Annotated in this window: 21 protein-coding genes, 4 tRNA genes, 1 pseudogene and 1 riboswitch; of the genes and pseudogenes, 9 read left to right on the forward strand and 17 right to left on the reverse strand. The window is 40.1% G+C overall.

The window, feature by feature from the left end:
- Position 1 precedes the first annotated feature (1 nt).
- From QMG11_RS03260 to QMG11_RS03270, 3 genes are all read right to left on the reverse strand, one after another.
- Positions 2-670, reverse strand: coding sequence for a response regulator (locus QMG11_RS03260; protein ID WP_281833417.1), 669 nt, complete (start codon positions 668-670; stop codon positions 2-4).
- A 167-nt stretch (positions 671-837) separates the two neighbouring features.
- Positions 838-1,977, reverse strand: coding sequence for a DNA polymerase IV (gene dinB, locus QMG11_RS03265; protein WP_281833420.1), 1,140 nt, complete (start codon positions 1,975-1,977; stop codon positions 838-840).
- Between the two features lie 314 nt (positions 1,978-2,291).
- Positions 2,292-3,506: a cation:proton antiporter gene (locus tag QMG11_RS03270; RefSeq protein WP_281833422.1), complete on the reverse strand. Its 1,215-nt coding sequence runs from the start codon at positions 3,504-3,506 to the stop codon at positions 2,292-2,294.
- 63 nt (positions 3,507-3,569) lie between these two features.
- A riboswitch (Fluoride riboswitch) is annotated at positions 3,570-3,647 on the reverse strand.
- 115 nt (positions 3,648-3,762) lie between these two features.
- Here QMG11_RS03270 and QMG11_RS03275 point away from each other — a divergent pair.
- The 3 genes from QMG11_RS03275 (at position 3,763) to QMG11_RS03285 (ending at position 5,645) form a co-directional block, all read left to right on the forward strand.
- Positions 3,763-4,248 (forward strand): Crp/Fnr family transcriptional regulator, encoded by a 486-nt coding sequence (locus QMG11_RS03275; protein WP_281833423.1) that lies wholly within the window; start codon positions 3,763-3,765, stop codon positions 4,246-4,248.
- A 76-nt stretch (positions 4,249-4,324) separates the two neighbouring features.
- On the forward strand, positions 4,325-4,486 hold the full coding sequence (locus QMG11_RS03280; RefSeq protein ID WP_281833425.1) for a rubredoxin: 162 nt from the start codon (positions 4,325-4,327) through the stop codon (positions 4,484-4,486).
- 202 nt (positions 4,487-4,688) lie between these two features.
- Complete coding sequence (locus QMG11_RS03285; RefSeq protein ID WP_281833426.1) at positions 4,689-5,645, forward strand: carbohydrate kinase family protein; 957 nt, start codon at positions 4,689-4,691, stop codon at positions 5,643-5,645.
- A 111-nt stretch (positions 5,646-5,756) separates the two neighbouring features.
- Here QMG11_RS03285 and QMG11_RS03290 read toward each other — a convergent pair whose 3' ends face one another.
- From QMG11_RS03290 to QMG11_RS03325, 8 genes are read right to left on the reverse strand one after another with little or no spacing between them, the layout of a single operon-like run.
- Positions 5,757-6,473, reverse strand: coding sequence for an META domain-containing protein (locus QMG11_RS03290; RefSeq protein WP_281833428.1), 717 nt, complete (start codon positions 6,471-6,473; stop codon positions 5,757-5,759).
- 33 nt (positions 6,474-6,506) lie between these two features.
- The gene (locus QMG11_RS03295; RefSeq protein ID WP_281833430.1) at positions 6,507-7,616 is read right to left on the reverse strand and encodes a glycosyltransferase family 4 protein; all 1,110 of its coding nucleotides are present in this window, start codon (positions 7,614-7,616) and stop codon (positions 6,507-6,509) included.
- Positions 7,609-8,742 (reverse strand): glycosyltransferase, encoded by a 1,134-nt coding sequence (locus tag QMG11_RS03300; RefSeq protein WP_281833431.1) that lies wholly within the window; start codon positions 8,740-8,742, stop codon positions 7,609-7,611. Before QMG11_RS03300 ends, QMG11_RS03295 begins: the two co-directional genes overlap by 8 nt.
- Entirely contained in the window at positions 8,739-9,845 is a 1,107-nt protein-coding gene (locus QMG11_RS03305) for a glycosyltransferase family 4 protein (protein ID WP_281833433.1), read from the reverse strand. The genes QMG11_RS03300 and QMG11_RS03305 overlap by 4 nt, the downstream gene beginning before the upstream one ends.
- Before the next feature lie 11 nt (positions 9,846-9,856).
- Complete coding sequence (locus QMG11_RS03310; protein ID WP_281833434.1) at positions 9,857-10,402, reverse strand: acyltransferase; 546 nt, start codon at positions 10,400-10,402, stop codon at positions 9,857-9,859.
- Between the two features lie 59 nt (positions 10,403-10,461).
- Positions 10,462-11,352, reverse strand: coding sequence for a glycosyltransferase family 2 protein (locus QMG11_RS03315; protein WP_281833436.1), 891 nt, complete (start codon positions 11,350-11,352; stop codon positions 10,462-10,464).
- Positions 11,353-11,371: 19 nt separating this feature from the next.
- Positions 11,372-12,691 (reverse strand): lipopolysaccharide biosynthesis protein, encoded by a 1,320-nt coding sequence (locus tag QMG11_RS03320; protein WP_281833438.1) that lies wholly within the window; start codon positions 12,689-12,691, stop codon positions 11,372-11,374.
- Positions 12,692-12,709: 18 nt separating this feature from the next.
- A complete protein-coding gene (locus QMG11_RS03325; protein ID WP_281833439.1) occupies positions 12,710-13,960 on the reverse strand; it encodes an exopolysaccharide biosynthesis polyprenyl glycosylphosphotransferase in 1,251 nt (416 codons plus the stop codon).
- A gap of 251 nt (positions 13,961-14,211) precedes the next feature.
- Between QMG11_RS03325 and QMG11_RS03330 the strand changes: the two genes are divergently transcribed.
- The 6 genes from QMG11_RS03330 to QMG11_RS03355 all read left to right on the forward strand — a co-directional run bounded on the left by QMG11_RS03330 (position 14,212) and on the right by QMG11_RS03355 (position 15,990).
- Positions 14,212-14,287, forward strand: a tRNA-Gly gene (locus QMG11_RS03330).
- A 6-nt stretch (positions 14,288-14,293) separates the two neighbouring features.
- Positions 14,294-14,368: transfer RNA gene (locus QMG11_RS03335), tRNA-Glu, on the forward strand.
- 3 nt (positions 14,369-14,371) lie between these two features.
- Positions 14,372-14,447: transfer RNA gene (locus tag QMG11_RS03340), tRNA-Ala, on the forward strand.
- A 2-nt stretch (positions 14,448-14,449) separates the two neighbouring features.
- A tRNA-Met gene (locus tag QMG11_RS03345) sits at positions 14,450-14,526 on the forward strand.
- Positions 14,527-14,699: 173 nt separating this feature from the next.
- A complete protein-coding gene (locus tag QMG11_RS03350; protein ID WP_281833441.1) occupies positions 14,700-15,236 on the forward strand; it encodes a helix-turn-helix domain-containing protein in 537 nt (178 codons plus the stop codon).
- A 154-nt stretch (positions 15,237-15,390) separates the two neighbouring features.
- On the forward strand, positions 15,391-15,990 hold the full coding sequence (locus tag QMG11_RS03355) for a BUD32 family EKC/KEOPS complex subunit (protein WP_281833443.1): 600 nt from the start codon (positions 15,391-15,393) through the stop codon (positions 15,988-15,990).
- 24 nt (positions 15,991-16,014) lie between these two features.
- On the opposite strand, the gene QMG11_RS03360 is transcribed toward QMG11_RS03355, so the two are convergent.
- The 6 genes and pseudogenes from QMG11_RS03360 to QMG11_RS03385 all read right to left on the reverse strand — a co-directional run bounded on the left by QMG11_RS03360 (position 16,015) and on the right by QMG11_RS03385 (position 21,335).
- Entirely contained in the window at positions 16,015-16,680 is a 666-nt protein-coding gene (locus QMG11_RS03360) for a hypothetical protein (protein WP_281833445.1), read from the reverse strand.
- A 26-nt stretch (positions 16,681-16,706) separates the two neighbouring features.
- Complete coding sequence (locus tag QMG11_RS03365) at positions 16,707-17,453, reverse strand: lipopolysaccharide biosynthesis protein (protein ID WP_281833447.1); 747 nt, start codon at positions 17,451-17,453, stop codon at positions 16,707-16,709.
- Entirely contained in the window at positions 17,431-18,501 is a 1,071-nt protein-coding gene (locus QMG11_RS03370; protein WP_281833481.1) for a glycosyltransferase family 9 protein, read from the reverse strand. Before QMG11_RS03370 ends, QMG11_RS03365 begins: the two co-directional genes overlap by 23 nt.
- Before the next feature lie 86 nt (positions 18,502-18,587).
- Positions 18,588-18,875, reverse strand: a pseudogene (locus QMG11_RS20105) (CatB-related O-acetyltransferase); the annotation flags it as partial.
- 395 nt (positions 18,876-19,270) lie between these two features.
- The gene (locus tag QMG11_RS03380) at positions 19,271-20,161 is read right to left on the reverse strand and encodes a glycosyltransferase family 8 protein (RefSeq protein WP_281833450.1); all 891 of its coding nucleotides are present in this window, start codon (positions 20,159-20,161) and stop codon (positions 19,271-19,273) included.
- Positions 20,136-21,335 (reverse strand): O-antigen ligase family protein, encoded by a 1,200-nt coding sequence (locus QMG11_RS03385; RefSeq protein ID WP_281833452.1) that lies wholly within the window; start codon positions 21,333-21,335, stop codon positions 20,136-20,138. Before QMG11_RS03385 ends, QMG11_RS03380 begins: the two co-directional genes overlap by 26 nt.
- Positions 21,336-21,337: the final 2 nt, after the last annotated feature.

Raw genomic sequence — 21,337 nt, forward strand, 5'->3', positions numbered from 1 at the left:
TTTAAGCCTTTAATATATATCCTACTCCTCTTACAGTGTGGATAAGTTTTTCATCGAAATCCTTATCTATCTTCTTTCTCAGGTGGTTTATATAAACATCCACTACGTTGGTATCCGTTAAGAAATCTATATTCCAGACTTTTTCTGCTATCATAGTCCTTGTAAGAACAAGGTTCTTATTTCTAAGGAAGTACTCTAGAAGGGAAAACTCCTTTAAGGTAAGCTCGATAAGCTTATCTCCCCTTCTTATCTCTCTGTTTAAAAGGTTTACAGTAAGATCCTTTGCTGCAATTATACTCTCCTTATCCTCTGAGTTTCTACGGAGAACTGCTCTCAACCTGGCAAGTAACTCTGCAAAGGCAAAGGGCTTGGTTACATAGTCATCTGCTCCAGCATCTAGACCGGCCACCTTATCTCCAATCTCTCCCTTAGCAGAAAGTAACACTATATAAGCTGAATTTTTTTCCTTTCTCAGGGCTTTACACACCTCTATTCCATTCATCTTAGGAATCATCACATCCAAAAGGATCAGGTCGTAGCTGTTGATCGACGCCATATATACTGCATCTTCTCCATCTTCACAGACGTCCACCTTATACCCCGCTTCCGTCAGACCCTTCTTAAGGTATGTCAATATGTTCAGTTCATCCTCTACCACTAATACCTTCATAAATTCGCTCCTCTCTATCGCTTTTAAATTCCTTATTTATTGCTCCACATAATATGAATTATATCACAATTATCCCTTTGAGCAAGAGTTAATACTACTCCTTTTTTGAAATTAAAATCATTTATCTGTTTATTAATCTTTTATTAATCTTTTATTAAAAAGACTCCTTATCCTTTTTTTTGGATAGTATTTATTTTTTCCCTCAGGAGCTCCAAGTTCACTTTTTTGCTGAGTTTCTCTCTCTCCTGGAAGGTCAGCTGCCTCTCCCTATGCTTTGAGAGGTTTCCAAAGGACACCCCTAACAGCCTTATACTTTTCCTCTCATCTATTTCCTCTACCTCCTCTATGAGCCCCCTCATGGCTTCATGAAGGTCTATCCTGTCCCCTGTATAGGTCTCAAAGGTTTTAGACCTTGTGATGGTTTTTCTGTCGCTGTATCTCACCTTGACAACCACCGTTTTGCAGAGGAACCCCTTGTTTTTAAGGCGGTCATAGGTTTTTTCAAAGAGAGCCTCCATCTCCTTATCTATCTCCTCCCTGGTCTCCAGGTAATATTTAAAGGTATTTTCATTCCCTATGGAGTGGGTTTTCCGCTTATAGTCCACCTCTCTGTAGTCATACCCTCTGGAGTACTGGTAGATAAGTTCTCCCCGGGACCTTCCAAGGGTAGCTATGAGCTCTGTAAGGGAGTATCTGTACACATCCCCTACCCTCTCTATCTGAAGCTTTTTTCTTAGCTCCTCCACCATCTTCCTACCCACCCCAGGAAGGATCCTCACATCCTTTTCCCTGATATACTCCACAAACTCCTCCCGGCTCCTGAAGATATAGATCCCCCCAGGCTTATTTATATCACTTGCGATCTTTGCTGTAAGCTTGTTGTATCCTATTCCCACTGAGCAGGTAAGCTGTGTATTTTTTTCTATTCCCCTCTGAAACCTCCTGGCAAAGTACTCCCTGCTGGGGTATCCTTCTATAACCTCTGTAAGGTCCAGGTACCCCTCATCAAAGGCTATAAACTCTGTTTTTTCAGTTATTCTCCTCACCAGCTCCTGTATCTTGGCCGATACCTCCCCGTAGACCCCCTTTCTCACAGGAAGGGAGATGAGGTTGGGGCAGAGTCTTCTGGCTTCAGGGAGGGGCATTGCAGATTTTACTCCGAATTTTCGGGCTTCATAGCTGGCTGTTGTCACTATATTTTCTCCCACCACTATTGGTTTCCCCCTGAGGAAGGGATTTTCCCTTATCTCTACAGATGCATAGAATGCGTCCATATCATAGTGCATTATAACTCTCCTCTCAGACATACCGCCCCTCCCTATCTATATTAATATATAGTTATATTATAGCATAGTTTTTATGAGAATTACTTCTTTAAACAGAAGTTCCTTCGATTCCCCCACTTTCCTCTACTATTTTATTCCAAGAGAAGGAAAGGTCAAAAAATTAAAAAGGAGCGTGACGCTCCCCCTCGCTAATCTCATGTAAGGTTTTCTTATGGAATTAATCTATAATTCTATACTTTCTTTAATGATAAAAATATACCCTCAGGGGGTAGGGAGCCATCTTTCAGAGATCCCTACCTGGGTATGATCTGTATTACCTTAAAAAGTCTTAACTGTTAGAGAACCGCCTCTTCTCTGAGCTCCACCCTCTCCTCCTCTCCTAGAAGGGGTTCAGCACTTAGCTTAATCCCTATGGCTCCCAGGGGAGCTGTAAGAAGTACGCTGAGGATAGCCACTGCCTGGATTATCTCTCCCCCTGCCACTCCCATCTGAAGGGGAACTCCTGCCTTAGCTGATTGAACTGTAGCCTTGGGAAGGTAGGCTATCACACAAAAGAGCCTCTCCCTGTAGCTTAGTTCTGTACCTATAAGAGATACCCATGTTCCCACAGACCTTATTACAAGGGCACTGAGAATGATGAGCGTCCCAGGAACTATAAGTTGTCCAATGAGATTTGGGTCTATTGCTGCGCCTACCAGAGTAAAGAGGTAAATCTGCCCAATCTGCCATGCCTTCCCCAAATAGAGGGACAGGTCCTCCCCCAGCTTGGCATCTGCATAGTTGTTTATCATGAACCCCATAACCATCACCCCTATGAGGGAGTTAAACTCAAGGATATGCCTGTCCTCCAGTATCCTCATCCCCGTACCTACACCTAGCACCAGTGCCGACTGGGCTACGGGGTTTCTTACAAGTCTGCATAGGGGCTTCAATAGGCAGGCTGCAACTACCCCTGAAAATATTCCAAACCCTATGGACAGCGGAACTCCAGCAAGATTGGCTCCCAGAGAACTCTCCGACCCAAAGTACAGTCCTATAAAGGTAGTGAAGAGGGCTATGGCTATACTGTCATCTGCAGATCCCCCTGCAAGCATCATCTGAGGTATGGCCTTTTTCCTCCCAAGTCCCCTCTTAATGAGGTCCACCATAGACGGGATAAGTACTGCAGGACTTACTGCAGATATTATGAATCCCAGGATTCCTCCCTGTATAAAGGTGAAACCAAATACCTTCACCGCTGCAAAGGCAACGGCAAACCCCTCTAGTCCTGCCGGTATAAAACTCAGCAGTAGGGCTGGTCTTCCCATTTTCTTTAACTGTTCACAGCTTATCCCCAGTCCCCCTGTTATAAGTACCGTTACCAGGGCTACACTCTTTAACTCCTTACCTATCTCTAGGGTAAAACCGTCCAGGGCTCCCAGGTAAGCCGGTCCCACAACACACCCAAATATTATCATTCCTAAAAGTTTTGGCAGCTTAATTCGCTCCACCAGCTTCCCTGCTATATGCCCACCAGCCAGCAGCAACACCATTGAAAAAACTGTTCTCATTACTTTCTCTCCTTTTTCCGCAATTATTTTATTGAAAAAACAAAAAAGACTCCCACAGGAAAAAATCCTGCAGAAGCCATCATCTTTTTCGTCAAAAGCATTTAGGGTTACCCCAGGGAGAGCCTCATCCCCCATTTATTTTCAAGATATTATAATACTTTTTAGTGCTTTTGTCAACTTTACCTCTTTTTCCTTGCCATATTCTCAATTTTAATATATAAATGTATTACAGGAATAGAATATTGGAGGTTTGTAGATGATAAAGGAACTATGTAATCTTGAAGATTACAGCGAAGTGCTGTGTATATTAGATAAGATCTCTATCTTTGGCGGACTTACCAGACCTCAGCTAAGTGTCATCTTTAAGGAGTTAAAGAAAACTTCTATAAAGAAGGGAGAGGTTATCTTTGAACAGGGGAAGTCTCCAGATAATATCTACATTGTTCAGAGCGGATGTGTTAAAATAGTTGAAAAGTTATCCACCGACTCACTGGAACTTATCACATTTAATACTGGGGACTGCTTTGGAGAAACTGAACTTATCGGTATCTTTCCCTATATAGCTTCTGCAGTGGCTGCCGCAGACACCGAGCTCATCGTCTTTCCTAGAAAGGCTCTTAGAATCCTCTACAAGAAACACCTGCCCATCTTTTCGGTGATTATTTTAAACATAGCAAGGGAGTCGTGTAGACGTCTTGCCCAGGCAGATAAGAGGATGTTCGATATGTTGGAAAAAAAGTAATTTTTTTCTTGACTCAAAACATAAATAATGTTATTATAATTTTGTAATCAATACAACTTTAGGAGGATTTAATAATATGAAAACTTATGTATGTGAAGTATGTGGATATGTATATGACCCAGCTGTTGGAGATGTAGATAACGGAATCGCTGCAGGAACTGCTTTTGCAGATATCCATGATGAGTGGGTTTGCCCTCCATGTGGAATGGGTAAAGACGTATTCGTTGAAGAAGCTTAATTAAACTTTTAAAAGCAACTCCCATAGAGGAGTTGCTTTTTTTATTAATAATATAAAGTACAGAATTTATAAAAAAATTTCGTTAAGTAGTTACCGTTTCACTGATCGTCAGGATACAACCTCACGTTGCTTTTTATTCCCCCTTTAAAATTAATGATAAATATGATAAAATATTTATCTATTTTCTTTTTAGGAGGATGTTATGTCAGATAACAATAAAGCACCATATATTCTTGTCTTCGGAGCCTCAGTTGTAGATATGTTCGGATTCTGCAGAACTTCATATAATTCTCACGATTCTATTCCAGGAAGAGTTAAGATTTCCTTTGGTGGAGTTTCTAGGAATATTGCTGAAAACATGGCCAGAGTTGGTGTTAACACTAAGTTTATATCTATTTTAGGAAACGATGAAATTGGACGTTCTATGCTCGAGCACTCTGAGAGCATTGGTTATGATATGGGTAACTCCCTTATTTTAAAGGATGGGTCTACTCCTACCTACATGGCTATTTTAGATGAAAAGGGAGAGATGGTCTCTGCTGTTGCTGATATGGACAGTATCAAGGAGATGAGTCCCGACTTTATAGATTCAAAGGGAGAGATGATCAGACAGTCTCAATATACTTTTTTAGATGCTGATGATCCTGAAACTTTAGAATATATTATCAATACATACCATGGTTCTACTTACTTTGTTCTAGACCCTATCTCCTCAGCAAAAGCTGAAAAGATCAAACACCTTATAAAATACTTCCACACAATCAAGCCAAACAGGTATGAAGCGGAAGTTCTTTCAGGTATGAAGATCGAGAGCGAAGAGGATCTTATAAAGGTTGGAGAATACTTCCTGTCACTGGGAATAAAGAATGTCTTCATCAGCTTAGATGAGGATGGAATCTACTATGTAAATGAAACATCTTCTGGAAGGATTCAGACTACAGATGCTGTGGTAAAAAATGTTACTGGAGCAGGGGATTCATTTGTAGCAGGTCTTGGATATGGATACATGAACAAGCTTTCCATAGAGGAAACTGTTAAGTTTGCTATTTCAATGTCACTGATTACTATCTCCCACGAAGAAACTATCAACCCAAATATGGGATATGATAAGGTTATGGAAACCATCGCCAAAACAAACTGGATTGAAAAAAAATTATAGAGAGCCATAGGCTCTCTATTTTTTTATTAAGTAAAGTATGGAATTATAGATTAGTGCCTTAATAAAAATCCCTTGCATAAGATTAGAAGGGGTGGAGTGTCACACTCCTTTTTATTTAAATATTAATTGTCTTCCACCCTTTAGAGTAATTATTACTCCCTCATCTCCTGCTTCTACCTTCTCTGCAGTAGCAAGATCCTTAAGATACTGACTCTCCTGGTCCATAGCTTCCTCTGGTCCTGCCATCATAGTTGTTATTATCTGAGGTGATACACTTATCATCCCTTCCTCTACCTCATAGGCCGCCGAGTAGTTGTTTACCCCTGCATTTCCAGCAAGTCTCCCCTCTCCAAAGGTAATTGTTATATCATGCTCTGTAAGTGCTCCCTCCAGCTTAAAGGTCTTATCTGCAACGATCTCTTCAAAAGTTCTTACCCTTTCATTGAATACCAGCTTCTTTCCTCCCTCGGAAGTTATCACAAGCTGCTCTCCGGCCATCTCGATCTTCTCTGCCTTTTCAAGGTTCTTTACATACTTAGATTCTTGTGCCATAAGCTCCTCTGGTCCCATCATCCTTGTTGTTCCCACAACCTTTATGCTTAAGTTGTTACCCTCTATTAGGTATGGAGCAAAGTATCTGTTCACTCCTGCGCTTCCAGCTACCTGGTTCTCATCAAAGGCTATATCAATAGTACTTCCCTCTATAACCCCTTCAAGCTCATAGATCTTCCCAATTACCTCTGTTTGAATGCTCTTTTCCTTTTTGTCCATTCCGCTACAGGCCACCAAAAATATTGCACTCAGTACAAATAAAACTATCTTCTTCATCATATTCCTCCTAATTTTTATTTTAAGATCTTATCAGATCTTCTCTAAAAAATCCACATATACCTGACATACCCTTTCAAGGGAGAACTCATCCCTCATCTTCCTTCTTCCGGCTCTTCCCATCTCCTCCCTCTCATCTTGTGAGAGTTCTATAAATGCCTCCATAGCCTCTCTGAGGCTGCTACTGTCCCTTGGAGCACACAGATAGCCATTTACTCCTCTGTCAACAAGTTCAGCGCATCCTGGGACATCTGTGGCTATTACAGGCTTCTCCATACTGGCGGCCTCCATTATTACCCTGGATATCCCCTCCCTGTAGGACGGCAGTACAAAGCAGTCGGCATCCCTTACCACCTCAGCTACACTATCCGTCACTCCCAGGTAGTTTATAACACCATCCTTTACATACTCATCCACAAACTCCTTTGGGACCGCTGTGGGGTTGGGAACTCCTATCTTTCCCAGGAACCAAAACTCCACATCGGTATTTTTAGATCTTATCTCCCTGGCTGCCTCAAAATACTCCCTTACTCCCTTGTCCCAGAGAGCTCTGGCAACCATAAGAAACACAAGTTTTCCGTCATCTCTCTTTTTAGCCAGGGGTCTGAACTCCTCTAGGTCTATCCCCTCTCCAGGAAGTACAAAGGCCTTTTTTTCCGGAATTATCTTCCTAGCCAGAAACTCCCTCCTATCCTGATTGTTGAGAAACCACACATCCCTGGTAAATAGCAGAGAAAACTTGTAGAGGTATTTAACTATCTTGGATACCAGGTTTTCATTTATAAATGCATACCCCAGTCCCGTAGTTACCCCCACACTCTTTACCCCTGCAAGCCTTGCCCCGATAGTTCCGTAAATTATAGGTTTAATGGTATAGTGGAAGACCTCATCAAACTTCTCCCTCCTATAGATTTTTCTGAAATCAGATATGAGTTTAAAGTCCTCTACAGGATTTACTCCCTTGGAGTTGATCTCTATATCGATTACCCTTACCCCCATCTCCTCCAGCCTTCCTGTAAACTCATCCTTGGGAGCAATTACAGTGACCTCATGTCCCCTCTCCATAAGTTTTTTTATCAGGCCGCCTCTAAAGTTATACATATTCCATGCTTCATTGACGACCATAGCTATCCTTTTAGCCATTTAAAAGCACCTCTTTATACCTCTTCATAATTATCTCCCTCTGAAAGTCTCCCGCTCTCCTTGATACCTGGTATTTAGCCTGTCCCTTTATGGCACTTTCAAGGCCCTGACCAAGAGCCTCTACATCCCCCACAGGGAAAAGGCTTCCATACCCCCCAGAGGTAAGCTTATCCACTCTTCTGTGAAGATCTGGATTGATTATCTCTCTGGGCCCTGAGATACAGTCGCTGGCCACTACCTGGCAGCCACATGCCATGGCTTCTATGAGGACATTTGGGAAGCCTTCGCTTTCCGATGCCATTACAAAGATCTCACTCCTCTTGAGATACTTAAAGGGATTTTCAACCCTTCCCAGGAAGTGAACCCTTCCTTCTAGTCCCAGGATCTTAGTAAGCTCCTCCAGGTTCTTCCTTTCGGAACCATCCCCAAGGATTACAAGGTCGTAGTCTGGATACCTGTTGGCTATCTTGGAGTATCCCTCAATAACATCCTCTCCCCTCTTTAATGGGATGAGGCTTCCAACTGAGATAATATACCTTCTTCCTTTAGGAAGTTCCGTCACTTCCTCCATCCCCTTGGCCTCCATCATCTCTATATCATAGGGATTATTTATCTTCTCTACCCTTCTTCCAAGGAGCTCCTCCATTCCCTCCCTCATATCTTCAGATATGGCGATTATCTTATCAGCCCTCTTGTAGAAGAAGTCTACAAGCTTAAGCTTCTGCCTCCCAAAGAAGGTCTTCCTGTATCCTCTAAAGAAGTTATCGTGGTTAACTATCTGGCTCTCATGGGTTCCTCCCATCATCTGTGCCATTATATTTACATAGTTTGCCCTATAGAGGTGGCTCTGCACCACATCTATATTATTTTTCCTCACATAGGACCTCAGTCGCCATGCAATTAGGGGAAGGGATAGAAGTTTTAGTATCGGGTGCTCCTTACCTCTAAAGTCAGCCAGATAATTTATCTGGACTCCCTCATGGGGTTTGTAGAAGTCATTCCTTTCAAAGAGGACCACTTCAGAGTGGAGATCCCCATCCTGAGAAAAATGCTCTCCCAGGTTAGCTACTATCCTTTCAGCTCCTCCCCCTCCCATTGAATTTGTAAGAAAAGCTACTTTTTTCAAATTTCAAGCACCTCTTTCATCTTTTTTATAGAGTCTGCCAACCTGTATCCCTCTACAGCCTTATCTATATCCCTCAGCTCAAGGTATTCCCTTCCCAGGATATACTCTATGGCATCCTCATCACTATCTGCAAGGTGCCCTGTTACCCCCTCCTCTATAGTCTCCCTCTCACCAGATTTATTTCTGGCAAGGGCAGGGGTACCGCAGAACCTTGCTTCTAAATAGGTCAGTCCCAAAGCTTCATCAAAGTTTGACAAAAGCCAGTAGAGGTCTCCCCCCGAATAAATCTCTGGAAGCTGCTCCCTAGGAACACCACCTAAAAAGGTCACCTTGTCACCCAGGTTCCAGCCCTCTATCCGCCTTCTTAATTCCTCCAGGTAGCCTCCATTTCCAGCCACCACCCAGTGGACGTTCTCATCCCTTTCACACACCTCTTTAAATATTTCAGCCATCTCCTCATATCCCTTTTCCCTCACTATCCTACTCACCGAAAGAAGGATGGTCTTTTCAGGGGAGATATTATATGCCTCTCTCAGGCTGCTCTCTCTGGGGTTAAACTTCCTCTCCTCTATTCCGTTATAGATAACCTCTATCTTACTGCTATCTATATCAATTCCAGTAGCCATTATCTTTTCCTTCATATAGTTGCTTACCGACACTATTTTCCTGGATCCTTTTAAAAACCTCTCATACCTCTGAGGGTACCTCATAAGTTTTCTGATCCTTCCGGGATTAACTATTACCTCTTCAGGTTCCCGGCCGTGGATATAGACTACAGTTCTTTCCAGAAGCTGCTCCGGAAAAAACAGTGCCGCCACCATGGAAGCTCTGGCATCATTTATTATTATCCTATGAAAGCTATCTAGATCCATTCCCTTTATATAGTTCCAATAGTTGATAGGTCTTATACCCCTCCTGGACTTCACCTCATGGAGGACATAGCCATCTATTTTTCGTTTTTCAGTTTCCTCTGGACTTCTCCACTCTGTAAGCAGATGAACCTCTGCCTCCTTGGATAGGCCTATAGCCAGGTCCCTGGCCACACTTCCTGCCCCTCCAACCACTGGGGGAAACTCATATGATATTATCAGTATCCTCTTCATAGCAGCTCCTTCTATTCTAAGAATCCAATCTTCTCAGTCATCTTCTCATTCATCTCATCCTTCATCTGGGCACTTACACCCCTCCTCACACTATAGCTCTCATCAAATACAGGAGCCTTCTCCATCTGCTTTTCTATCTTTTTTAGATATTCATCTATGGTGCAGATAACCCTGGCCGGGTTTCCTCCAGCTACCACCTTAGGGGGAATATCCTTTGTGACCACACTTCCTGCTCCCACAATTGTTCCCTCTCCTATCTCTACTCCCGGAAGGATTATGCTCCCTGCCCCTATGAATACATCGGATCCTATCTCGACCTTACCTACCTTGGCATAGCCTGTAGCCCTTTTTATACTTGCATCGTGAGCCAGTATATGCACATTGGGAGCCAGAGTCACCCTGTCTCCTATAGAGATATGCCAGCAATGATTTTCATCTATGAGGCACCCATGCTGTATACTTACCCCCTCTCCTATCTTGAGACCCATGGTTTTTAACTTTTCTATATCTTGATATCCTGTTATCTTTAATCGTATCTTCCTCAATAATCCAAACATTCCGACCTCTCTTTAAAACTCATTTTCTATTCTTTCAAGAAGGGGTTTAACTACCCTTACTAGAGCTCCTTTTTGTCCCTTAGATACATCGCCCATGCTGGGGCTGCTGCCACCACTGCCAGCACACTGGCCTTAGCCCTGGATACCGCTTCTACTGTTCCCATTCCTGCATGGTAACAGAACCTCATATAGTTTATGGCGCTTCTCAGCCTCTTCTTGTAGCTCTTAGCTATCTCCATAGACTGATTGTAGTAGTATATAGTTCCCTTGGGATTGTTCACCCTGAGCTTCAAACTGTTATCTGAGAGACCTCCCTCCTGATACTCCTTTACACAAAATATTTTATTTACAAATCTCGTCTTGTATTTCATAGCCACAAGATCATCCACCACAGCTTCAGTTATAAATCTTTCCCCTTCAAATACCGGGAAGGGGTACTCCCTGTAGACATCCGTTCTTGTGAAGGCCGCCTTATCTCCCAGGACCCCATACTTTTCCCTTATCTCCATGGAGTTGGAGTCTATGACATCCTCGGGAAACTTTGTTCCTATTATCCTACCCTTGGTATCTTTACACACACAGCATACCGATGAGTAGCTCTCCTTGTCCTCTATCTTCTCCCACTCCTCATTAAACCCCTCTATTCCATAGGGAGTAAAGTAGTCATCGCTATCTATCATGAGAAAGAGCTCTCCCTGAGCTTCCTCCACCCCTCTCTTTACAGCTGTATGCTTTCCTCCATTTTCCTTCTTGATATATCTTATATTCAGTACTCCCTCGTCCTGGTAGCTTCTCACTACCTCCTCGGTATTATCGGTGGATCCGTCATCCACTATAAGCCACTCAAAGTCCTTGAAGGTCTGCTCCTTCAGGGAGTTGTACAGCCTGTCCAAAAGCCCGGCTCTGTTGTAGCTCGGAGTAAATACTGTAAATTTATATTTATAATCCATTTAAACCTCCATCAATAACTTATTCCTTCCCTGCCCCTACCCTACCTATAGTGTAATTAAGCTCCACTGGAGCCATAATGGCAAAGATTACAAGGGAGAGGGTCGTTCCCAGCATCACTCCATTCACTCCCATATTGTGAACCCTTACAAAGTAGATGGACAGGGGAATATTTATAGCCCCCTGAAACACCCATACTGGCAGCTGATACCTCACCCTTCCAAGACCATTTAAAAGGTGCATGTGAAGGTTGCTCCAGGTATAGATAACAGTATAAATAGCAAATAACGCCACAAGGGACCTTGAGATCCCCAAATCCTCTCCTATCCATATCTTTATAATATAGGGGTAGATAGCAAAGAGTAGGGCTGCTCCTGCCACTATGGGCAGCATGAGAAGGTACATTATCCTTCTGTTCCTCATAAGCCACTCTCCGTCCTTCCTGCTGTAAGCTTCAGTATAGGCAGACCAAAGAGGAGCTAATATTATACCGTGACCTATTATTATGAGACTGAATAGCTTAGATACTATATTATATCCCGACACATACTCCGGTCCCAGAAGCCTCGTTATTATCATATTATCAGTTGTCAGGATCACCACAGTGGCCATCTGGATCACGAAGAACTTCCCTCCCAGCATAACCAAGGATCCCACCTTCTCCCTCCTAAAGTATCTGAGAGATGGCAGAAGAAAGGTATGTCCCTTAAAAAATGTCCAGTTCAAAATGAGATTAGTAGCCACTAGGGCTCCCATATTTATAAGGGCTACACCCTTTATGGATAAACTCCCAAACTTTAAAAAGTACCCCAGAAGAAGAAGGGTTCCTGCCTGGGAAAGAAAGTTCCCCAGAGATCCCGCCGAGGCCTTCTGAACACTGTAGTAGAGCTGTATAGCCAGGGATACTGCAAAGTTGATGAGAGCACCCACAACCACTATCCCCATGAGAAGGTACATATCTCCCCCTCCTACGCTTTTGCTGTTAAATACCCTGTCCCAGGACACAGCTCTGGATATTGCAAGGTAGACAAGGGCTGCTGCTACTACAGCACCTCCCATAACTATATAGGCAGTTGTTACATACTCCCTTGCTTTCTCCCTATCATCGTGGCTGAGACACTCAGTTACCTTATTTCGGAGTCCATTCCCTATTCCCATATCAAAAAAGCTGACCCAGTTTATAACTGTAAGGAGGGTTACCCATATTCCGAATTTTTCCTGTCCCAGAAGCTTCAGGGTTACAGGTATAACCATAAGGTTTGCCACTATACCCCCTATTCTGAATATAAGTCCCAGTCCTATATGTTTTTTTATAGATTTATTTCTTCTAGCTGCATCCAAGCAATTCTCACCTGTCCCCTACTGTCCCTTACCAAATAATACCGTTCTGATTGTTTTAAATATTATCTTTACATCCAGGGACAATGATTGATGTTTTATATAGTAAAAATCATACATAAGCTTTATCTTCATATCTTCCAGCCCTGCCCCGTAAGGGTAGCTTACCTGAGCCCAACCTGTAAGTCCCGGCTTTACAGAGTGTCTCAGAGGATAGAAGGCTATCTTTTCCTCATACTCCTCCGACAGCTTACTCCACTCAGCCCTAGGTCCTATAAAACTCATATCTCCCCTGAGTACATTCCATATCTGTGGAAGCTCATCGATACGGGTTTTCCTCATGACACGGCCATAGCCTGTAATCCTTGAATCATTTTTCCCAGCATACTTAGAGTGCTCATTCTCATCGTGCATCTTCATGGAACGAAACTTAACTATCTTAAAGGGTTTATTATCAAATCCCACCCTCTCCTGAACAAAGAATACAGGACCCCTTGACTCAGTCTTTATGATTATCATGGATAGAAGCATAATTGGCAGGGTCACTATCCCCACAATCAGTGAGAGAACAACATCAAGACTTCTCTTTATACGCTTCTGGAAGGAGTTGTGATAGATGTCAAAACCATTATCCAAGAGGAGCTTTTCCTCATCTAGAGCCTCTACAGCCACCTTCCCCTCTACCTCCTCATAGAATCCATAGAAATCATATACCCTCAGTCCCTCCATCTTCAGTCTCAGAAGGTTATTGGTTATCCTGTCATCCCTTTTAGAGAGTACAGCTACCTCCCCTATCTCCTTTCTGAAGATAAGTCCTGTTAGGTTGTTCAGGTTGAGAAGTCCCTCATCATCGTCGGCCATCTGAATCACCTCAGAGTACTCATGATTTTTTTCTATCATCTCCAGGATCTCATCTTTCTGCGGATGATCTCCTATTATCAGTACATTCTTTTTCATTCTCATAAAGTTATTCAGGATGTAGAAGGTTATCATCTGATATATAAACATTATCAGATGAAGGCTCAGTGCTTTCCCTAGCCTGATTGTATTAAAGGATATAAATACAGCAAAGACGTTTATTGCTGCTGACATGAGGCTCACCTCTATCTCATCATCTGAATAGTAGATATTAAACAGATAGTAGAGGGTTGCTATGGAGATAAACACAATATTTACCGCCAAGTCATTCCTTACACCCATAAGTCTCATTGCCACAAAGTAAAAAACTATATTTAAAAAGGTAAAACCCGATATTCTCTTTTGGTTCCTCATTTACTCTCCCCCTGATCATTCTTTTATTTTTTACCCACCGATTATAGCAGTGCTATATGTTTTTTCTGTGTTTTAAGGTAGCCTCCTTGAGGTTTATCCTACCAAATTTACTGGATTTCTACCTTCTATATTCTACTATTTCTTTCTCCCCCTTCCTTTTATGAAAAAAAATAAAACTTTTTTAAAAAAACCTTTGACACACCCCACTACTTATGATATTATTATTCTTGTCCAAGGGACATCCAACAGATGCGGGAATAGCTCAGTTGGTAGAGCGTCAGCCTTCCAAGCTGAATGTCGCGAGTTCGACCCTCGTTTCCCGCTCCATATTTTGCCCCGTTCGTCCAGTGGTTAGGATACCAGATTTTCACTCTGTAGACAGGAGTTCAATTCTCCTACGGGGTACCACTTGGGGATATAGCTCAGTTGGGAGAGCGACGCACTTGCACTGCGTAGGTCAGCGGTTCGACTCCGCTTATCTCCACCATTGCCTAGATAGCTCAGTTGGCTAGAGCACTCGGTTCATACCCGAGCGGTCGATGGTTCGAATCCATTTCTAGGCACCATTTGAACTTTAAGCACCTTTTAAGGGTGCTTTTTTTCATATATGTTTTACTTATCTGTTTATATATGGTATAATTTGTTTCAAGAATTGTTATTTTTTTTGAATATATATATATACCTATCTGATTCTATTTATAATTCTAAGTATTAATATATATTTTTTGGGAGGAATATAGTGAATAATCTAGGGGAAAAAATCAAGTTTTATAGAAAGGATAAGGGACTTACTCTTAAAGAACTTTCTCAAATTACAGGTCTTTCTGTGGGGTTTATCAGTAATATCGAAAGAAATCAAAACAGCCCTTCAGTTTCAAACCTACAACAAATATGTACTGCACTAAATATTAACCTTATGGAGATCATCCAGGACGGAACGGAGAAGAGTCCTGTTCTCAAAAGAGAGGAGAGAAAGGAGATCTTCTCATCTAAGAGTGAACAGACAAAGATCGAGCTTCTTACTAAGGGAACTAACGACCTTAACGGTATCGCCATAACAATCGAGGGTAACAGCGACTATAGCGACCTATCATGGGGGCATAACTATGATGAGATAGGTGTGGTAGTTAGAGGTACCTTAGAGATCGAATTAGAGAATAAGATCTATATACTAGAGGAGGGGGACTCTATCTATCTAGAGAAGTTTACTCCACACAGATATAGAAACCCAAATGAGGAAAGAAATGTAACTTTCTGGTTCTCAGTAAAAAAGTAAATTTTAAGGGGCTCTTGGAGCCTTTTTTTTATTAGCTTCTTTCGTATTATTAATTTTTTCTACGTCAAGTGACCTTCTTTTTGGTAGGCATTACAGTTAAAATTATGTTAAAATATGATTATAGTTAACTTAGAATTTGCTCGAGGTGTTTAAGATGGATATAATTGTAGACCACAAGAGAACAAAGGTCTTTTACGACAATAAAAGAAAATTATATGTAAAAAAGTTTTATCCAAGGTTAGAGATGAGGCTTAAATATGCACTAGGCTTAAGAAGGTACCCTGGAACGAACTTCCACTATATCTCAGATACCCTTAATAGTTTGGGTATTAAGACTCCGGAGATAGAAAGGGTTGGAAAGTATGAGGTCGTCACCAAAAAAATAAGTGGCGAACCACTGTCTGAACACCTATTGCGTGACAGGTCTCTGGTTAAAGAGTTTTTAGATCTCATTGTCAAGGTTCTTGAAAACGGAATCTATTTTGGAGATTTCAACACCAACAACTTTATTGTAAACGAGGGCTCTATCTACGCTCTGGATCTAGAGGATTACAGAAAGGAGTTATTCTTCAACAGAACTACCGATGAGGCCCTTAGAAGGCTTAGGACCACCCTCTATAACGATGCAGCTATAAAAAAATTCGGAACAAATCCAAACTTCGATATCTGGGTAGATTATGTAGAAAAAAAACTTAAAAAGCCTGAAATTTCTGAAACCTATCTTTTAAAGGAACTGCAGCATTCATTCACATAAAGAAAAAGGTAGACCCCTAAAGGTCTACCTTTTTCTTTTTTTCTTTATATCCCTTACCTTCATATACAGAGCTATATCCCTCTTTAATCTAGATGCCTCCCCTGTCTTCTCTTCATATACTTTAAAGAAAAGATCTTCCAGCCTCTCATAGGATATATTACACCTAGATGCCCCCGCCTTTAAGCTACGCAATGCATTCCATACAGTTTTCACCCTGGCTTTTCTCTTAAAAAAGCTCTTCCTTTGAACCTCCTCTACATCAATAAGGATAAGGTTTTCACCCTCTAACATAAAGTTTTTAAGATTGTATCCAAAGTAAAATAAGTCATTCATGAGCATCCTCACAAACATCTCCATAGACTGAGTAATAAGCCCCTCTATCTCCTGAAAGGTCCTGCCTCCATCGAGCATCTGCTCAAAATCGAATCCCTTTACCTCTCTGGAGATATAGTACTTTTCTCCCTCTATAACTCCTGCATCTACCACATCAAAGCATTTAAGCCCTATCTCCTCAAGCATCCCTTTACTCCTTAGAACGTCCTGAGATTTTACCCTTTTGTTGTAGTTTTTAAGTATCTTTACATAGTAGGTTTCCCCTTGAAACACTCCTCTGTAGATATTGGTATGGGTAGCCACCCTTACCTCCTCTATACTATCAAACTTCTTTAATTGACAAATTTTATCTAGCATTACACTCTCCCCAAAGTTATTTTATGCTATATCTTCCATCCTTTATCTCTCAACTTTTTCTTGATTCTCTTTATCTCTGAAACAACAGATAAGTTTTTAAAACCTCTCATCCAGTGAGCTAAGTAGTAGTAACCATCCTTAGGGTAGTTAAAAAGTTTCTCTCCGTCCATTCCAAGCTCTAATATAAGAAGGTCCTTGGAAAAGGTCATCACCTCATAGTGCTTCCTGTAGCTCCCAAAGGAAAATCCCTTACCCTGGGTATCTATCGTCTTCAACCCATCTTCTGTCATAAGAAAGTTAGAGGTATTGAAGTCTCCGTGATAGTGCTTTGCTTCGTGTAATCTCTTTCCAAAATCTACAACTAAGGAGATCTCATCTCTTTCAGGCCTTCTTCCCTCCACATACTCCATCACAAGAAAGCTGTCTACTATCATCCCACTACTTCGCTTAACAATAGCCATCAGGGGACTTACAAACTCATGAAATCCCATTTCTATAAGCTCATTTACATTCTTTAAGGTTGTTAGAGCTTCCCCCTCCTTAAATAGAGTTTGAACCTTTCTCTGAGGTATCCTATGCTCATTCCTAGGAGACTTTACCACATACTTCTCCCCCTTATAAAGAGCTCCAGCTACATAGTTCCTCTTAGTCACCTTAAACTCCTGAAAGATCTCAACCCTTCCATCTATGATTTCCTTTCCTAGGCCTGTGAGATCCTCTCTTGAGTCCAAATAAAATATTTTATAATCCTTATACTGAATACTTTTTATCATAATCCGCCTTTTTCCATACTTCCTCTACAAGATTATATACATCGTCTACCCCTATGGAATCATAGAGCTTACTTCTGCTCTCCTCCTCCTTCATTATCCCATCAATTTCATCATTGGAAAGAACGTCCAGATACTCTATTCCTCTGTGCCTCTCATTGGCATTGGACAGCCACTCCTTCTTTTCCGCACTTGGAGAGAAAATAGCCACACTTGGAGTATCCACTCCCTGAGCTATGTGACGGGGACCTCCTTCATTTCCTATAAACATGTCACACTGAGATATAAGAGCTGCTAACTCCCTGATATCTTTGGTAACTATATTTGTAAAGATATCCCTTCTTTCTCCCATCTCCTTATGAAGGTTCAGAGCAAACTCCTTCTCAGCTGGAGAGTAGTAAAAGATCCCCTGGGCTCCCTTTTCCTTCAAAACCTTCTCGATCAACTTCTTCATATACTCTATGTTCCATATCTTTTCAGGTCTTCTGGAGTTTATGGAAAAAGCAACTATCGGCTTATTAAGGTCTACTCCAGCCCCAGTCATCCTCTCCCTTATCCTGCACCTCTCCTCAGAAGAAACATCTATATTGTATTCATGATCATACTTCACATCTATTCCCGCATCTGTTAGAGGGTCCAACATTCTTAGAAACTTGTCCACCTTATCCTTGGCACCTACAGGTTCATGTATCTTATGGGTATATGTATACCCCCTCTTCTTCTTGTGCCTCCCTATCCTGTACTCTGCACTTCTGCCAAAGAGTGTAAATACCTCACTTTTGGGAGTTGACATAATATCAATTATTATATCGTATTTCTTTCTTGTCACCTTCCATACCTTTGCTATGTACTTAAGGGGGTTCTTCTGCTCCTCCTTGGTTATAGCTATAACATTGTCTATGGCATGGTGATTTTCAAAAAGAGGAGCTATGTGCTCATATACCACATAGTCGACCTCACTGTCTGGATAGGTTTTCTTCAGTGTATTACAGATAGGAGAGGCCAGCACCGAATCTCCTATCTGTTTAAACCTTACAACTAGTATTTTAATGTTTTTTTCCACTTTTATAACCTCTTCGTTTTTATAAGATATCATAAATTCTTATTTATCACTTTCTTCTGTTAATATTAGAAATACTACTTTAACTCTTTATACTTCATCATTAAATTAATATCTTCAAATAATTCTACATTTTCTTTTATCCAATTAAACTCTTTACTCCACCATTTAAACTTTAGTAAAAATTCAACCTCATCCTCTGCGAATCTTTTTCGTATTTCTTTTGCTGGAACACCTCCAACAATACTATATGGTTCCACATCTTTAGTTACAACAGCTCCAGCAGCAATAATTGCACCATTTCCTATAGTTACACCACTTAATAAGGTAACATTTTTACCTATCCAAACATCATTTCCTATAGATAAATAGTATCCTTTTTCAGAATAAGAAACCCCTTGAAACCTTGGTTCTTTAACAAACGAAAATCCTAAATTTTTCATAGCGTCATCAAAGGCAAAGTTATGAGTTGTAACAAACTTCTTAGTCGGGTGCTTACCTAAAGCAATATTGACACCTGGACCTATTGAACAGTATCTCCCAATTTTAGTTTTAAACAATTCACTATCTGTACCTATACCTGATCCAAAACCGATTTTACTTCCTTCTATATCAACATTATTCCCTATAAGGTTCTTTCCCTCAAAAGACGTCTTTCTAATTTTAGATTTGCCCTCTATAATTACATCTTGTTTCCTTAATTTCTTCTTTTTTATTAGATATTTAATATGTTTTCTTATTGATCTAAGCATTCCTCATCTCACCTTTTTAACATTTTTTTAATCGAGTGCCTAAAACTTCTCGAATAAAGTTTTAACATCGTTACCTCTCTCATTAAGCTATTGAACAAGCTTTGATTATCTAAAGGATAACCTTCCCAAGGAGTCAGCTTCAAGTACCTCAAATATTCTCTTCTATACTTATTAATACACCTAGCATCCCAAGGTTTTATCGATCCTGTATAGTGAATTATTCCAACTTCACTTTTCTTTAATCTTAGCTCTTCAGAATTTCCATGGGTATAATTCCAAGACTTTCCACCCTCTCTAAAATCATCGTATAAAACTGCATTTAAAGCATCTTGATCATTTAATTCTAAAACTTTGTCTGTCGTAGCTGCAAATTCTACAGCCTTTTGAAACTTGTTATTTTCCCTTAGTTTTTCTAGATTCATTAAGAGAACTCCCGCATTAAAGTAACTATCTTCTTCCTTTAAATCAAGCCTTTTTTTACCTCGATTTTGATCTCTTTCCCCATCTGTTACTGCCACTAACGACTTACCGTTAAACTCTAAACCATATAGCTCCTTAATGTCCTTTAAGACAACTAAATCACAGTCTAAATATAGAGCTTTGTCTTCATCTTTTAATATTTCTGGAGCTAAAAGTCTTGCATAAGTTACTAAATCAATGTAAGACCTTTCATCTATTGGAAGGGACTTTATTTTTTCCCTATTAATCTTAATAAAATTTATCTCAGAGTTGTTTTTCTTTGATATTTTTTCTAACTTAATCATGCTTTCGCTAGAAAGGTTATCGTAAAGTATCCAAAATTTACAAAACTCATTCGTATTATTTAAAATTGATGACATCACTACTCCAAGATGTCTTGCGTACTCATTTTTTTCATTTATTACAAAAACTAAATTCATTCTTTTTTCCTTTCTGATCCAATAATAACAGTGCAAAAATTAAATAAAATAACCCTTGTATATCACTATACTCAACTGCTGTTTCTACTAACCCAAAAATTAAAATAGAAACTTTTACCAGAAGAGCTGTAACCCCATAAATATTTTCTCTATTAATAAAACATTTCCATAACTCCCAACTACATAAATAAAGATAGGAAAGAAATCCAATTATACCATTTGTTGCCAAAAGATAAAAATAGGAGCTGTGCGGATGATGATAAGGCCTTTTATCTAAATTTTTATAGTTCTCAGGCTCCTCAGAATTTGCAAAGTTCCTTGTGCTATATCCTATTCCTTTTAGTGAGTTTTCTCTAAATATTTTTACAGACTCCTGCCACAATTCAACCCTTCCTAAATTACTCCTATTCGAGCTTATATTTACAATACTTTTTGCCCTTTGAATATAAGGGTTATTAGAAAAATTCTGAAAGGTTATTCCTATGATTAACATAGACGCTACTACTAAATAAAAGCTTTTCCACTTGAACTTTAAGATAAAAATTAATCCTAAAACCCCCAAAGCACCTATCCAATTACCTCGATTTTGTGTCCATATAAGTATCATAATAGTTAATAAAGTTAAAGTAATTAAAGATACAGTTTTTTTTCTATTAATTTTCTTAAAGAAAAGAAAACTTAATAAAAAAACTAGTCCAACCATTAGAACTCCTGCATAACGCCAGACCTCTTCTCCTCCTGAAATTCTCATCCCATTATATAGTCCTTCAATATATCCAAATTTCTCTAAATACCCCTTACTAAGCTTCAAAATAAAACTCAGCAATGAAATATAGATAATTCTCTTTCTATCTTTTTTATCAATATCAAATTGAGAAATTAAAATAGGAAGCCCAAAAAAATTAAAAGTTCCCTTTAAGTTATCAATAACACTTTTTGAATGAAAGGCGCCTATGCTGCTTATGTATATAGAAAATAAAAACATACCTAAAGGAATTTCTAGTCCACTCTTATGGTAATTTCTACTCTTTATTATTTTTATAACAAAAAGAGGAAATAGCATATATTCCACTACTCTCCCTGAGTATTTAGTAGAGTGAAATATTAAAAATACAAAAATGAATAACCCAATTTTAAAAAAATTATCTAAATTTAAACTCTTTTTTATTTTCACTA

This window comes from Propionigenium maris DSM 9537 (assembly GCF_027925155.1).
In the GTDB taxonomy this organism is placed as follows: Bacteria; Fusobacteriota; Fusobacteriia; order Fusobacteriales; family Fusobacteriaceae; genus Propionigenium; species Propionigenium maris.

Bases quoted from the DNA above. Each gene is read 5' to 3' on its own strand.
- QMG11_RS03360 (WP_281833445.1), bottom strand. From the start codon at position 16,680: ATGCTAGATAAAATTTGTCAATTAAAGAAGTTTGATAGTATAGAGGAG.
- dinB (WP_281833420.1), bottom strand. From the start codon at position 1,977: ATGTCTGAGAGGAGAGTTATAATGCACTATGATATGGACGCATTCTAT.
- QMG11_RS03270 (WP_281833422.1), bottom strand. From the start codon at position 3,506: ATGAGAACAGTTTTTTCAATGGTGTTGCTGCTGGCTGGTGGGCATATA.
- QMG11_RS03285 (WP_281833426.1), top strand. From the start codon at position 4,689: ATGTCAGATAACAATAAAGCACCATATATTCTTGTCTTCGGAGCCTCA.
- QMG11_RS03295 (WP_281833430.1), bottom strand. From the start codon at position 7,616: ATGGCTAAAAGGATAGCTATGGTCGTCAATGAAGCATGGAATATGTAT.
- QMG11_RS03260 (WP_281833417.1), bottom strand. From the start codon at position 670: ATGAAGGTATTAGTGGTAGAGGATGAACTGAACATATTGACATACCTT.
- QMG11_RS03305 (WP_281833433.1), bottom strand. From the start codon at position 9,845: ATGAAGAGGATACTGATAATATCATATGAGTTTCCCCCAGTGGTTGGA.
- QMG11_RS03380 (WP_281833450.1), bottom strand. From the start codon at position 20,161: ATGAATTTAGTTTTTGTAATAAATGAAAAAAATGAGTACGCAAGACAT.
- QMG11_RS03355 (WP_281833443.1), top strand. From the start codon at position 15,391: ATGGATATAATTGTAGACCACAAGAGAACAAAGGTCTTTTACGACAAT.
- QMG11_RS03365 (WP_281833447.1), bottom strand. From the start codon at position 17,453: ATGATAAAAAGTATTCAGTATAAGGATTATAAAATATTTTATTTGGAC.
- QMG11_RS03290 (WP_281833428.1), bottom strand. From the start codon at position 6,473: ATGAAGAAGATAGTTTTATTTGTACTGAGTGCAATATTTTTGGTGGCC.
- QMG11_RS03280 (WP_281833425.1), top strand. From the start codon at position 4,325: ATGAAAACTTATGTATGTGAAGTATGTGGATATGTATATGACCCAGCT.
- QMG11_RS03325 (WP_281833439.1), bottom strand. From the start codon at position 13,960: ATGAGGAACCAAAAGAGAATATCGGGTTTTACCTTTTTAAATATAGTT.
- QMG11_RS03315 (WP_281833436.1), bottom strand. From the start codon at position 11,352: ATGGATTATAAATATAAATTTACAGTATTTACTCCGAGCTACAACAGA.
- QMG11_RS03310 (WP_281833434.1), bottom strand. From the start codon at position 10,402: ATGTTTGGATTATTGAGGAAGATACGATTAAAGATAACAGGATATCAA.
- QMG11_RS03275 (WP_281833423.1), top strand. From the start codon at position 3,763: ATGATAAAGGAACTATGTAATCTTGAAGATTACAGCGAAGTGCTGTGT.